Origin of the sequence: Chryseobacterium sp. CH21 (assembly GCF_004119445.1) — a bacterium.
In the GTDB taxonomy this organism is placed as follows: domain Bacteria; phylum Bacteroidota; class Bacteroidia; order Flavobacteriales; family Weeksellaceae; genus Chryseobacterium.
Map to the genome: position 1 here is coordinate 26,706 of NZ_QICI01000019.1, position 13,929 is coordinate 40,634.

At 37.4% G+C, this 13,929-nt stretch carries 11 protein-coding genes; 2 read left to right on the top strand and 9 right to left on the bottom strand.

Going from position 1 to position 13,929, the window contains the following annotated elements:
• Positions 1–23: 23 nt before the first annotated feature.
• From BOQ62_RS02490 to BOQ62_RS02515, 7 genes are all read right to left on the bottom strand, one after another.
• Positions 24–836, bottom strand: coding sequence for a siderophore-interacting protein (locus BOQ62_RS02490; protein ID WP_129036838.1), 813 nt, complete (start codon positions 834–836; stop codon positions 24–26).
• Between the two features lie 104 nt (positions 837–940).
• Positions 941–3,151, bottom strand: a complete 2,211-nt coding sequence (locus tag BOQ62_RS02495; protein ID WP_129036840.1) for a TonB-dependent receptor — start codon at positions 3,149–3,151, stop codon at positions 941–943.
• 315 nt (positions 3,152–3,466) lie between these two features.
• Entirely contained in the window at positions 3,467–4,231 is a 765-nt protein-coding gene (locus tag BOQ62_RS22875; protein ID WP_228413604.1) for a hypothetical protein, read from the bottom strand.
• Positions 4,204–5,058 carry a hypothetical protein gene (locus BOQ62_RS22880; protein ID WP_228413606.1) on the bottom strand — a complete coding sequence of 285 codons (855 nt, stop codon included), beginning with the start codon at positions 5,056–5,058 and terminating at the stop codon, positions 4,204–4,206. Before BOQ62_RS22880 ends, BOQ62_RS22875 begins: the two co-directional genes overlap by 28 nt.
• Before the next feature lie 109 nt (positions 5,059–5,167).
• Entirely contained in the window at positions 5,168–6,286 is a 1,119-nt protein-coding gene (locus BOQ62_RS02505) for an HlyD family secretion protein (RefSeq protein ID WP_129036842.1), read from the bottom strand.
• Between the two features lie 22 nt (positions 6,287–6,308).
• Entirely contained in the window at positions 6,309–7,538 is a 1,230-nt protein-coding gene (locus BOQ62_RS02510; RefSeq protein ID WP_129036844.1) for a TolC family protein, read from the bottom strand.
• Between the two features lie 169 nt (positions 7,539–7,707).
• Positions 7,708–8,553 (bottom strand): helix-turn-helix domain-containing protein, encoded by an 846-nt coding sequence (locus BOQ62_RS02515; protein ID WP_129036846.1) that lies wholly within the window; start codon positions 8,551–8,553, stop codon positions 7,708–7,710.
• 74 nt (positions 8,554–8,627) lie between these two features.
• Between BOQ62_RS02515 and BOQ62_RS02520 the strand changes: the two genes are divergently transcribed.
• On the top strand, positions 8,628–9,101 hold the full coding sequence (locus BOQ62_RS02520; protein WP_129036848.1) for a DUF962 domain-containing protein: 474 nt from the start codon (positions 8,628–8,630) through the stop codon (positions 9,099–9,101).
• On the opposite strand, the gene BOQ62_RS02525 is transcribed toward BOQ62_RS02520, so the two are convergent.
• The gene (locus BOQ62_RS02525) at positions 9,098–10,165 is read right to left on the bottom strand and encodes a DUF2891 domain-containing protein (protein WP_129036850.1); all 1,068 of its coding nucleotides are present in this window, start codon (positions 10,163–10,165) and stop codon (positions 9,098–9,100) included. The genes BOQ62_RS02520 and BOQ62_RS02525 overlap by 4 nt on opposite strands.
• A 167-nt stretch (positions 10,166–10,332) precedes the next feature.
• On the opposite strand from BOQ62_RS02525, the gene BOQ62_RS02530 reads away from it, so the two are divergent.
• Positions 10,333–11,226, top strand: coding sequence for a DUF4349 domain-containing protein (locus BOQ62_RS02530; RefSeq protein WP_129036852.1), 894 nt, complete (start codon positions 10,333–10,335; stop codon positions 11,224–11,226).
• Positions 11,227–11,361: 135 nt separating this feature from the next.
• On the opposite strand, the gene BOQ62_RS02535 is transcribed toward BOQ62_RS02530, so the two are convergent.
• Positions 11,362–13,449 (bottom strand): lytic polysaccharide monooxygenase, encoded by a 2,088-nt coding sequence (locus tag BOQ62_RS02535; protein WP_129036854.1) that lies wholly within the window; start codon positions 13,447–13,449, stop codon positions 11,362–11,364.
• Positions 13,450–13,929 lie beyond the last annotated feature (480 nt).

Below are 13,929 nucleotides of genomic sequence, written 5' to 3' on the forward strand. Positions count from 1 at the left end.
CTCAAACTCAAAACCCCTGCCATCTATTCCAACGAATCCTTCTCCTTATGTCTGTCCGCCTGAGATTCATTTTCTGCAACACCTGCTTTCCAGTAAGAATAAGCATATAGTTCCTGGGAAGTCCAGTTTTTTTCTTTTCTCAGATAGGTACGGATTTCTTTCACGCTAGAAAATTCGCAGGCAACATAACCAAATTTGGAAGTTTCTGGAATTTCAATACTTTTTACAGCATTTGAAATTTCACTTCTGATCTGAGGCTCTGCATTGTGTAACCATTTAAAATCAATCTGAGCTTTGGTTTCAAGCAGTTGTTCATCTTCTTTTCCATGAACTTCGATAAAACATATTCCTTTTGCCGTTTCAGGAAGCGTTTCCAAGATAGCACTGATGACCGGAATAGCCGTAGCATCTCCTACCAACAGATACCAATCTGCTGCCGGATACAACTCTTTCCCTTCCAAACGCATCATGACACCCAGTTTTGAGCCTACTTCAGCTTCTCTTACCCATCTGGAGGCTGGTCCACCATCTCCGTGATCTACAAAATCGATGATCAGCTCATTTTTATCCAGATCAATTCCTCTGTGAGTATAGGTTCTGATGAATGGAGCCACTTCTTTTGGCGGATATACCCATTGATGATTTTCATCCAGCGTAGGGAAATGAATCTCATTCAGTCCAGCCGGAGGAACTGCAATCTTATTATTATCTCCCACCATCGTATTTTTAAATAAATGAACTTCTGGTGAGTACAAATACACTCTGATAAAATGGTCAGTAATGTATTCTTTTCTGGTGACTTCGGCAACAATCTGCCCTGTTGAAATTTTAGCCATAACTGATTTTGTTAAAGTTAAAATCCGGTTTCCGATTGATTCAGAAACCGGATTTGAAATACAATATATTTTCAGATCAAGGCATTTTTACCTTCATCTTATTTTTAAAATTCAAAAGTGTAAGAAAGATTGAATGTTCTTCCTCTTCCTTTATAGTTAAACAATTCCGGAAGTCCGTAAGTAGAATACAATACCTGGGAACGTTTGCTCCATATCGTCTGATAATCTGTATTGAATAGATTCTGGATTCCTAAATTGAATTTACCCCAGTGAAATCGGTAACCGATCATCAAATCTGAAGTATTATACCCTTCCACTACATTATTAAGCTCGTCTTTCTGTTTGAAATTCTGCAAAGACTGGAATCTGAATGACCAGTTCTGAATATTATATCCGATATAGGTTACCAATTTGGAAGGAGAAGCATTGTAAATCTCTTGTCTTTGCCACTCTCCTTTATTATCTACCTCAGATTTGATCAAAAGTCCGCTTGCTCCGAAATAAACCCCATTGTTTAAAGAATAAGAAACCTCAGCTTCGATTCCCATGTTTCTTAATTTCAAATCATTAACAAGAATCTGGAAAGTTTTCTTATCTACAGCAACGGTTTTATCAGAAGTACTCAAAAATCCGGCAACCTGGGCTCTTAAACCTCCTCTGTTGATACGGTAACCTACCTCAAACTGATTGGTTTTGATGGCCTGAAGAGGCTGTTCTTTTACATTGATACTGGATACTACATCCCAGTTTGTTCCCACCAGTTTATATTGGCCGATTCCGTAAAATTTAGCAGGATCGGCCAAACTTGCTCCCTGAGAAAAAGTTCCCCAAACCTGATGCTGCTCATTGAATTTGTATAATAAACCTGCATTGGCTAAAGTCACGTTATAAGAACTTTCACCTCCGGGAATTGCGGATGCTGAATTTCCATAGCCCATAGCCATCTGTGTCTGCTGCTCTGAACCGACAAACTCATCCATTTTTACGTTGATATGCTGATAACGGATTCCTGCATTCAATTGCAGTTTTGGAAGAATATTATATTTTGCCTGAACATATCCTGCATAACTCTGTGAATGGTTGGTTGGGTATCTGCCAAGGCTGTATTTTGTTTCATTGATTAAACCTCCGCTAGACATGGTTTTTGCGATATCATAAACAGATTGAGTTCCCTCAAATTTTTCAAAATCGAAATCTGCTCCATAAGTCACATTCAATCCTCGCCATGATTTTGATAGTAAAGCTTTAATTCCTGAGTAATAGGTATCCTGCTGTGAAGAGGACATATAAGGTATTTTCCCTGTCTGTAAAGTAACATTTCCCGGGAATGGATAAAATCCTAATTTTTCACCACGGGTAGCCAATTGCACATACAAATCCTGTCCGCCTAAAATTCCGTTTCCATTATATGCTACAGTTGCCATATAACGTTCTGTTCCTACATTTTTATCGGATGAAAAACCATCTTTCATTTCGAGTAATGAAGGATTTTTTGTAGTAAATGCACTCAGGTTTTGCCCTAAAAATAAACTTCTGTCGCCATTAAATTTAGAATTGTAATACTGAACAGAGGCTGTTATTTTATGCTTGTTATTAAACTGATATCCTCCTGTAGCAAGGATGTCAATGGACTGGTTATACTGAAGGTCAGTCTGGGTAATATCTGTAAAAAGCTGTTTCTGGTCTGCTCCATAGACCCCGCCATTCTGCTGGTAAGCCACTCCCAGTCTTCCAAAGAACTTATCTCCTTTTGCTGCAATAGACTGAGCGGCACGGAAATCATGGTCATCTTTTCCCATAAAACCTGTACGTACCCCCAATTCAGTTTCACCACTGATTCCTTTTTTGGAAGGTGTTTTGGTAATGATATTGATAATTCCGCCAGTCGCATTACCTCCGTAAATTGAGCTTGCTCCTGAAAGCACTTCAATTCTTTCAATATTAAACGGATCAATGGCATCAAGTGGACGGCTTATGGCACGGATACTGTTCAGAGAAACTCCATCAATCATCACAAGTGCAGAACGTCCTCTCATATTCTGTCCGTAATTGGTTCTTCCCTGTGGACCAATATCCATAGACGGGATCAGAATCGACAACATTTCTTTGATAGGAACTCCGCTTTTAGCCTGTTCCTGGATTTTTTCTTTCTGTACAACCCAAACCGTTCCCGGAACTTCTGAGATTTTTGTAGGTTTTCTGGAGGCTACGATCACCACATCTTCAATACCTTTAGAGGCAATAGAATCTTTAACAGTCTGGGAGATCATCACCCCCGAAACCAAAAGACCTATGAATGCATACTGCTTTTTCATTCTTTCTACTTCAAAGTTTTATAATCTCACAAAGATAATTGTTATTTAGAAAGAATAAAAATAACAAAATATGAGATTTTTCCTTTTTCATAAAAAAATGGAAGCTGGAAGAGAGGAGCTGGAAGTTATTGACGATCTGTAATCAATACAAGTTATAATAAATTCTTTTGGAGTAAAGGTTTGAAATAAAACAAATAGCTATAAACCGTCTTTCATTACTTCCTTCTTCCAGCATCCGGCTTCCTTCGTTAAAAAACGTAAAATCCCGACCCAACGAAGGACCAGGATTTTACTAGTGAAAAACAAGGTATTTTTTTATACCGCAGGGCCTGCTGCGTCTTTTATTTCTTCTAATAATTTTTTTCTTTCACGAAGCCTTCTTCTCGCGATGACCGATTTCCCTCCAAGAACTCTCACAAATCTGAAATACTGAAAACGTTTTGCTCCGAAATGATGGGTCACAACATAAATTAACACAGCAAAACCTACTAAAATAATATATCCGAATATCTTTTTGGTGGCTATGATAATGGCATTAAGCTGAATCGCTTTCATATTAGCCGCAACATTTTGAGGAGTAACAGTCATTCCATCCATATAAACGGCAAGGTCACCTATTGCTGTAACTTGGAAACGGTATTGAAACCACGAGTACAATGTTGAAAAAATTCCTACAGCAAGGAATGTTCTCCAAACCAATACAAGCCCGATGGCGGCAAGCATTTCATCCATTTCAAGCTTATCCAGTGTATAAAACCATACAGAGATAAACAGTGAACACATTCCGTAGCCTTTTAAAAACATAGGCAGATACCAGTTGTCATAACTGAATTCCAAAACCATAGAAAAGTACATGATAATGGCATATCCAATCATAGCTGCAAAACCAGAAAAAATATACATTTTCAAAGGTTTTTCTTTTTTGAACCAGAAAATGGCTATGATTCCTGCTAAAATAATTCCGGGGATCATCAATAAGCTTAGTCTGGTATTGGTCAATTGATCATATCCTAATACCCCAACTGCAAAGGTATTCTGAATAGAAGCTGTTCCTAAAAACATTCCCAGCCAAAAAAGCATAAACAGACCGTGCTGTACATTATTTTTTTGAAAATTTTGAATGAAAGATATGGTCTTTTTAAAGTTAACTGACGGATAGAAAGCAGTGCAAAACTCACAAAAGCGGCAATACTTGCATTCATAATATTCTTCGAATTGAACCAGTCCTGTTGTCTCCCAAATGAATACACATACGCAGAGAACATGAATGTTGAGATGAAAAGCAAAATACTCAACCAGTCAATATAATGCAGAGGAACTTTTAACGCAAAATATTTATTGTGCATAAAAATCCAGTGTATTAAAGCTAAAATAAAGCATAAAACGGCTGTGAACAGATAAAACTGCTGCCAGTTGTACATAAGAGCAAACTCTGCTGCATAATAGGTCGCGACCTGATTCATTACCAAAACGAAGGTATAGAATGCTCCGTAAAACATCCCACGATTTCCAATCATCACCATTAGTGGAAGGAATAGCTCTATAGTGACCATCATTTTCATAAAACCGATCAGCAGAGAAGTAAATATGAAAACCATCGGTTGTAAAGTAGTCCCGTTTATGTAGCTGAGCAATCCTAAAAGTACAAGAAGTAAAACCAGTTTATCCCTTACTTTGAATCTCATTTTAATTCTGATAACAACAGGCATACAGGCTCCCATACCAATGGTAGTCGCGTAGTTAGCCCACATAAAATATTCTGTCATGGCACCGGTACCACCTACCAGAGAACTGATATTTCCCGTATACACCCCACCGATAGGCATTACTACAGCAAGCAGTAATACAATCAGCAGCAGCTGTACGGGTTTGGGTACCCAATCGCTATATAATCCTTTGTTGTACATGTTTTTTTAGGTAATAGATTTCAGATTTCAGATATCAGATGACAGACTTTCAACATTCAACCTTAGCCTTCCACAAGCATAATGTCTGGAATCTGATATCTTCCATCTTTTAGTCTTTATTAATATTCACATTCATGTTCATTCCGGCACTCAGTTTATCCAGATCTTCTTTCTTGTTGGAAGCTGTAAATTCGATTCTCACCGGAATTCTCTGCTGTACTTTAATGAAGTTTCCGGTAGAGTTATCAGTAGGTACATTTGAATACCTTGATCCGGTAGCTGCAGAAACTGCTGTGACTACTCCTTCGAATTTTTTACCTCCTAAAGCATCGGCTGTCATGGTCATTTTTTCTCCCTGCTTAATATTCGGCATCTGGCTTTCAAGGAAATTGGCAGTTACCCATTTCTGACCATTTAAAACAATGGTTGCCACCTGTTGTCCCGGTTGGATCAGCTGACCTTCAGTAATTGTTCTTCTTCCCATTACTCCATCATAAGGCGCCGTAATAACAGTATATGAAAGATTGATCCTTGCCATATCCAGAGCTGATTTTGTTCTTTTAATTTCTGCGTCATTAATTCCCAATCTGCTTTTCACTTCAGTTGTGGAAAGGTTAGCGGATTGCTTTTGATTCACCAGCGTTTCATAAGCGGCCTTTTGGGCATCATATTCTGTCTTTACCTGATCATACTGCTGTCTTGTGACTGCTTCGGCTGATAAAAGATTTTTGTATCTATTTAAATTCTGCTCAGCATTCCATAATCTCGCTTTTGCTCCTGCAATATTAGACTGCATAACGTTGATATTGTTGGAAACCGTGTTTACAGAAGAACTTGTTGCTGTTTTTTGAGCCATTGCATTCTGATAAGCTGCTTCTGCCTGCCCCAACTGGGTAAGAATTTCACGTTCGTCAAGGATTACCAGTGTATCTCCTTTTTTTACATGTTGATGTTCAATGAACTTAATTTCTTTGATATAAGCAGAGACTCTCGTATTGATTGGGTTGATAAATTCTTCTACCTGCGCTGCTTCCGTATAGGTTTTGCTTCCGATGTGGAAATATTCACGGATTAACCAGAATAGCCCGAATCCGATCACCAGAAAAACGATGATGTTGGAAATGATGGCTCTGATTTTATTCGTTTTATTTTTCTTTTTTTTATTTTCTACAGCAGATGCTGCCGGAGTTGGTGTTGTATTTTGAGTAGTTTGTTCCTTGTTTTCCATTGTTGATTTTCAGTTTTAAAAATTAAAGTGTCCCTGTAGATTTCAAAAGGTTGTAGTACTGATACAGAACATTGATTTCTGCATTCGCATAATCCAGTTCTGACTGTAGTTTTTGGTTCTGCGCATCAATCATTTCTGCCTGCACAGCCAGCTGATTCAGATACTTGGCTTCTGTAATCTTGTAGTTTTCTTCCGCCAGTCTTTTTGAATCATTCAGAATATCAGCCTGCTGAATCGCTTCCTGATATTTTGTATAGGCAGCATTTACTCCCATATCTACATTCTGCTGTGTCAGGGTCATCACATCATTCGCCTGATTTTTTTGCAGCTCACCTAATTTTACTTTTTCCTTCGTTTTATAAAGGGTATCTATATTATAACTCAAAGAAACTCCTGTCTGCCATCCTCCTGAATACATATCCAAAACAGGATTTCTGGTCGTGATCGGTCTTTGCAGTGTATATCCGCCAAATCCAGCCAGCGTAGGTGCATTATCGGTTTTTATAATCTCAATATTCTTATCTGCCACCGCAATATTTTTTTGAGCCGATTTCAGTAAAGGATTACTTTCGTGGGCAAGATCAGTATAATAATCCATGCTTATTCCGGATTCTTTATTCTCTAAACTTTCTGTAGGAACAATCTCCGTGTCAGAAGATAAACCTAAAGCAATATTCAGATTATAATTAAGGATTTTCTTATTGTTGGTAAGCGTAAGAATTCCCTGCTCCAGATTTTTGATGGCCAATTCTCCACGAATCACTTCATTTCGGGTCACCATTCCCTGCTGATAGAATTTCTGGATATTTTTCAGACGTTCCTGAGCCAGTTTTTTGTTATTCTGAAAAACTTCTTCCTGATTGATAATTTTATAGACATCCAGATAATTGGAAATCACTAAAAATTTCACATCCTGCTTATTTTTCTCTAAATCCAGTTCGGAAAGCTGTTCACGAAGCCCCGCCATTTCAATAGATTTATTTACCAATCCTCCTTTGAAGATCAGCTGTGTTGCCTGTACTGCATACGAACTTCCATAATGCGGCATCGGAACATTTGTAGAATTCGAAAAGTCTTTGTCGATAGCAACAGCATCTCCTAAATAGAACTGACTTGTGGAAGCTGTGATCGTTGGAAGTTTCTGAAGCTTAACAACATTCGTATTTTGTTTTGCAATACCAATGTTTTGGGCAGAAACCTTGAGCTGCTGGTGATTCTGAACAGCGAGTTCCGCTACCTCACCTGCGGTCATCTGCTTGATCTGTTGTGAAAAAACAGCGCAGGAAAGACCGCTATCAGAACTGATAGTGCTGTTTTTACTTGTTTTGTCATTTTACCTTGTTTTACAGATGCAAAGTTAGGTCAACAACAAAATCAATCAAATGTTTGATTTTTGGAAAAAGATGTTCAAATGTAATATTTTAGTTTTCAAACTGATGTCTGTACTGTGTAGGACTTACCTCCAGATGTTTCTTAAAAAAGTGAGAAAACGAGTATTGATCGCTGAATCCGAGAATAGAAGAAACCTCCGAAACCGGTTTATTGGAAGAGTTTAAGAGTACTTTTGCTTCATTAATCACAATTAAAGCAATGATCTGACTTGCAGACTTACCTGTAATGCTCTTCACAACAGAAGAAAGATGTCTGGTTGTAATGGATTGCCGCTCGGCATAGAACTCAACAGTTCTCTCCATAAGATGATGCTCTGCAATATCGGTAAGAAATACAAATACAATTTCTTCCTGTCTGGACATCTGATTCATAGAGCTGTTATCTTCCTTGGAAATAATTCCCGCCATCTGATAACAGAAAACAGAGAAAAGATGCTCTACCATTTCTTTTTTATAAAGCATTTCCGTCTCAGAATCCAGAATATATTTCAGAAAATTGACACTTTTCCAGACGACTTCCATTTCTTCTTCTGGAAAAGGAACTCCTTTATTCATCTGCTGTCTGAAATAACGGTAAGTAATCAGGCGGTTAAATTTCAATGATAAAGCAGAGATAAATTCTCTTTTATAAGAAACCATCCTGGATTGAAAATCATCTGTCACAGATACTACTTCATAAATAGTTTGGGGGTCAGTAACCATAAACATATTGGCAGAAACCTCCAAATCACTGAAGTGCTGGCGAAGTTTTATAGTTCCTGATTTAATAAAAATAAATGCCGGGTTTTCGGGACGGAAAGGTTTATCTACAGCGATTCTCTCGAAAATATTACGTTCCGTAAAAATATCAACGCCAAATTTTTCCAGGGGAGACATAAGACAAATGTAAGCAATCTTACCAGTGATTACAAAATTTTATTATTTTAGCATTAATCCAATTTCCATTCAGCATGAGAAAGGTTGATCTATTATTTGCCGAATACAGTAAAAGCCATAGAAACGCGACCAACAAGTTCATTCACTGGATTTGTGTGCCCTTAATTTTCTGGACAATTCTAGGCTTTACTTCCCTTATTCCCTCCCCACATTTCTGTGCTTCCTATTTCGGATGTGCCAGTATCATAAGTATTGTGGTGATTATTCTGATCACACTGTTCTATATAAGACTCTCTTTTCTGATCGCTATCATGATGATTGTGATCATGCTTGTTATGGAGCATTTCATCTACGTTACCAATATCAGTATGGGAAGACAATCATGGATGGTTTATCTTTCTGTATTCATCATCACCTGGATTTTCCAGTTTATTGGTCATAAAATTGAAGGAAAAAAGCCAACTTTCCTTAAAGATCTACAGTTTCTACTCATTGGACCGATATGGCTTTTAGGCTTTATTCTGAAAAAGGTAGGGATCAAATATTAATCTTCTAAAGCATATACTGCAAAACTGGCCAGCCAGTGATCTCCGCCATAATTTCCTTGGAAAAGCAATGGTAATCCATTATTTAAAAATACATCTGCTGTTTTTCTGAAATCTTTTTTCAATGGATGATTGGCAGGAAGTGCATTGGAAATTCCTTTCATACACCATGCTTTAGAAAAAGACAATCCTACAAGATGAACCGTCTGATAGTCACTCAGATCACTCACCACAGGGATTTTTTCAACATTTTCTAAACTTCTTTTTTCATAGAAAGCATTCAGCCATTGTACAAATTCTTTTTGAGGAAGAACTCTGCGCATCAGATCTGCAATTTCTAAACTTGGAGAAAAGAAATCTGATCCGTCCGGTTCCAGATAAGCAGGTGTTTTCTGATCTTTTAAGAAAAAGTATTTTGCCTTTTCCATCAGCTGGTTTTCAAACTCTTTATCTTTATTGGCTCTTGCCCAGTCTATAGCAAACGCCATGGCAAATGCAGTATTGGGATGAACTCCTGTTCTGTTGGGATACGTTTGTTTTGGAAGGTAGGTTTTCCAGGATTTCAGGATCTGGTCTGTAAGAGGTTTCAGATTTTGGTGCCATATTTTGGCTTTCGGATGATCCCAATTAGTCAATTCTTCATCCAGCTTTAAGATCCATGCCCATCCATAGGTTCTTTCAAAAGTTCCTGTTAACTGATATTTTGTAAAATAATCCGCTTCTGTCTGCAGTTTTTCTTTTTGAAATGATTCATCCAGAATTTTCTCAATCTCTTTAGCATTAGACAGATCAGGTTTTGTTTTCAAAAGTCTTGTAAGCATCCAATGTCCATGAACAGAGCTATGCCAGTCAAAACATCCATAAAAACTAGGGTGAAGATCTTTGGGAGTCAAAGGAACTTCACCGGCATTATTGATGATATGAGCTGTTTTATTCGGATATTCCTGATTGATACAGTGAAGAGGTTTGTCGGACAATTTCATTGCCATTTCGTCTGTAAGTTTCGGGGCTTCCTGGGCATACATCAGAAATGGAGAAAACGCAAATGCTAAAAGACTTTTTTTCATGAATTAAAAATAGAAATAATTTACCAGTCTCAGCAATTTTTGAGGTGGGTTTTACAGCTATTTCCTCTACTTATTAAAACATTTTTCCGTATTTAAATTTTAAACAATCTTATAAACGCATTTTTGAGCACACTTTTTGATCACATCCATAAAAAACTAATTAACCCATGAAAAAAATTATTTTTCTATTATCAAGTCTTATTTTAATCAACTGTAACAAATCAGGCGGTGAAAAACAGGAAGTGAAAGCTGACCTGATGGAAGTTATAACCGAAGATAAAACACCTTCTTCTGCAGCGGCACCTTTACCTCCACCCGCTTTTGTTTCTGAAAAACTGGCTTCTGATGAGAACGGAACCAACAAAGATGTTTATCCCCCAAAGAAAACTGATACAATCTCCAAAAAAATCATTAAAAACGGAGATATGAAGATTCAGGTGGGTGATATTAAAAAGACACAGAATCAGGTCAATGAGATCATCAAAAAAAACAATGCTTATATCCAGAAAGAAGAGTTCCAAAATACGGATATGGATGATAATCTTACTCTGATCATCCGGGTGCCTCATAAAAATTTTGATGCATTGATCAACTCCTTTTCGAATGGTGTAGGAACTGTTTTGTCTAAAAACATTTCATCTAATGATGTTACAGAAGAATATACCGATATCGCCATAAAGCTGGCCAACAAAAAGATATATCTTGAAAAATACCGTGACATGCTTAAAAGTGCTGCTACCACAAAGGATATGCTGGAAATTCAGGAAAATATCCGCGAACTGGAAGATGAGATAGATGTGGCTGAGGGCAGACTTCGTTTTATTGATGACCGAGTGAATTACAGTACTCTGAATTTAAACTTATACAAAGAGAAAGCAAGAAGCTCTACCACCTCAAAAATTGGTTTTGGAAGCCGTTTTATGGATTCTCTGACGGAAGGCTGGAACAGTTTTGTAAGCCTTCTTCTGGGATTGGTTTCGTTATGGCCTTTCTTTTTGCTGATTCCTGTTATTATTGTTCTTTGGAGAAAATGGAAATCGAAGAAGAAAGATCAGAATTAATTTATTAAAAATCCGGGCATCTTCGATGCCCGGATTTCTACTGCATTATCAACAATTTATCCTGTTTCCAGTACTTGTTTACAATCAATAACAATGCAATAGTCTTGTTAACAGCTGTTAAATATTTTTGAAAATTTATTTTCTGATAGTTTTAGTCATACTGCTTCCATTTTTATAAAGAATCTTTACAAAATAGATTCCAGATTGAAGTCGGCTGATATTCATGTTGTTTTGTCCCGGATTCATAAAAGTCATGATCTGAAGTCCGTGAGGAGTAATGACATCTACTCTGCTTATTTTATCATAATAGCTTTCAGGTACAAAATTGATCATATGCTCAGATACGATGATTGAAAGATCATTTTCCTTGCTGGCAAGAACTGAAGCTTTACAAGCCTGCCCTTCATTACAGTCACTTACCACTTTCCAAACTGCATTATTTCCCGGTGCCTCACCTGGATTTGCATACCATTTGTTTTCCCAGATTTTGCAGGCATGGAATACTTTTGTTCCTGCTGTTGGATACGTTTTTGCTGGGCTATATTCCTGCGCTCCACAATAGGTAACCGGACCGCTTGATTCACAACCAGGCCCTTCAGTACATGCACCGACTTCTTCCCATACCATATCGGTTCCCGGCATTTCTCCCGGATTTGCATACCATTTGTTTTTCCAGATTTTGCAAGAGTAGAAAACTTTTACTCCGGCTGTAGGATATGCATTAGCAGCATTATATTGCTCTGCTCCGCAATAGGATTGTCCATTTCCTGGTGTAACTTTCTTCGTTCTGACTTTTAATTCATTGCTGGCATCAGAGAGCTGATCGTTCATGGCAACAGATCTCACGGTATAACGATATTCTGTGTCCTGCGCTAATCCTGTCCTTAAAAAGCTTGTCTGCACGGTTTCTCCTACTTTGATTCCATTTTCAAAGATTTGGTAATTTTTGATTCCCTGTGAGTGGGTAGAAGCCATCCACATGAGTGAAACTGAGTTTTCAGTAACTCCCATTGCATGAAGGTCTGATGGCGCACTCGGTTTTTCGGGATTACCTGGTGTAACTTTCTTCGTTCTGACTTTTAATTCATTACTGGCATCAGAGAGCTGATCGTTCATGGCAACAGATCTTACAGTATAACGATATTCTGTGTCCTGCGATAATCCTGCCCTTAAAAAGCTTGTCTGTACGGTTTCTCCTACTTTGATTCCATTTTCAAAGATCTGATAATTTTTGATTCCCTGTGAGTGGGTAGAAGCCATCCACATGAGTGAAACTGAGTTTTCAGTAACTCCCATCGAATGGAGATTGGATGGTGCAGTAGGTTTTTCAAGTGTTCCCTCACTGTTTGTTTTCACATTGAGTGGCGTGCTTTTTCCTGAAGTGAGCCCTGAAGAACCTTTCGCCTGTATTTCATATGTATAAATCGTATTAGCAGCTAAACCAGTATCTTCAAATGAAACTCCGCTTACCTGTTGAATATTCTGCCCATTACGGAAAATAGTATAGGATGTTGCATCTGATTGTGGGTTCCAGCTTATTTTAGCAGAAGAACTTGTTACTCCTACTTGTGTTAATCCTGTAGGAGTCGCAGGTGCAGAAATTCCTGTTCCGGAAGTTACATTCACATCAATTACATTATAAAATGCATTGGTAGTATCTGCTACATCCCAAACAGCTAAAATAATATGATAACCTGTACGGTTAGCAGGAACAGTAATCTGATGGGAAACATTATCCTGTGGTGGTGTTCCGTTGTGTGTGACTGTACCAATAAGCTCAAGATCCTGTCGGGAAAGAGGCTTATTAGGGTTCCAGCCCTGCTTTGTCATATAGTAATGCCATTTAGCAGTGGCATGATACGCCAGATATTTCCAGATAAAGGAGTTTACCCCTGTGGAAATATTGGTTTTCTTCCAGCGGTCAGCAGTCTGGATATCCAGTGTAGTATCTCCACCTATACTTCCATTAGCTGAAGCGATCTTTCCGTCTGCCGGACCCAATGCAGGAAAACCTTTTGGAGCTTCCAGAGATCCGGGCTCATTAATAATAGATCCATAGATGTTAAGTGCTGCAGAATAACCAAGTGTAGCCTTATCGAGGCTTCCCTGATATCCCCTTGATGCAGGACTTAGTACATATCCGTGTGCGGACAAATGAATTAACGAAGGTACCAGTATGGCCAACATGAGCAATACCGGAAAAAAAATTTTACGTGTAATCATAATTTAAGATTTGATGTTAATTATATTAGATCAATTTTATATAAAACTAATTTTTAAACCATTATAATCTCAATAACTAAAGAAACACAAAGTGTCTTAGCTTAAGTCACTAAATAATTGATGTTACTGAAATTTTAATAAGAAACTTATTTACACTTTTATATTTTAAAACATTAAGATTGTATTAAGCTGATGAGAGTATTAAGATAAGTTTCGTTTTAAGCCAAATAATCAAAATGATTCATCTTAACTATACTTTACTTCTTAATGGTTTTACTTTTTTAAGTTTAAATAGCTTCGAGGGTAAAATTAAATAAATAAACCAGCTGATATTTCAAATTAAAACTTGTAGTAATTGTTTATAACACTTATTAATATCTTAATAATAATATATTAAAGCATAAAAATAGAAAAAATAAATTACTTTAATCACAAATAGTTGAAATAAATTTCACCTTAATCAACCTTAAACATTATGAA

Excerpts from the sequence above, each read along its gene's own strand:
- BOQ62_RS02490 (WP_129036838.1), bottom strand. The coding sequence starts at position 836 with ATGGCTAAAATTTCAACAGGGCAGATTGTTGCCGAAGTCACCAGAAAA.
- BOQ62_RS02495 (WP_129036840.1), bottom strand. The coding sequence starts at position 3,151 with ATGAAAAAGCAGTATGCATTCATAGGTCTTTTGGTTTCGGGGGTGATG.
- BOQ62_RS22875 (WP_228413604.1), bottom strand. The coding sequence starts at position 4,231 with ATGCTTTTTTGGCTGGGAATGTTTTTAGGAACAGCTTCTATTCAGAAT.
- BOQ62_RS22880 (WP_228413606.1), bottom strand. The coding sequence starts at position 5,058 with ATGTACAACAAAGGATTATATAGCGATTGGGTACCCAAACCCGTACAG.
- BOQ62_RS02505 (WP_129036842.1), bottom strand. The coding sequence starts at position 6,286 with ATGGAAAACAAGGAACAAACTACTCAAAATACAACACCAACTCCGGCA.
- BOQ62_RS02510 (WP_129036844.1), bottom strand. The coding sequence starts at position 7,538 with ATGACCGCAGGTGAGGTAGCGGAACTCGCTGTTCAGAATCACCAGCAG.
- BOQ62_RS02515 (WP_129036846.1), bottom strand. The coding sequence starts at position 8,553 with ATGTCTCCCCTGGAAAAATTTGGCGTTGATATTTTTACGGAACGTAAT.
- BOQ62_RS02520 (WP_129036848.1), top strand. The coding sequence starts at position 8,628 with ATGAGAAAGGTTGATCTATTATTTGCCGAATACAGTAAAAGCCATAGA.
- BOQ62_RS02525 (WP_129036850.1), bottom strand. The coding sequence starts at position 10,165 with ATGAAAAAAAGTCTTTTAGCATTTGCGTTTTCTCCATTTCTGATGTAT.
- BOQ62_RS02530 (WP_129036852.1), top strand. The coding sequence starts at position 10,333 with ATGAAAAAAATTATTTTTCTATTATCAAGTCTTATTTTAATCAACTGT.
- BOQ62_RS02535 (WP_129036854.1), bottom strand. The coding sequence starts at position 13,449 with ATGATTACACGTAAAATTTTTTTTCCGGTATTGCTCATGTTGGCCATA.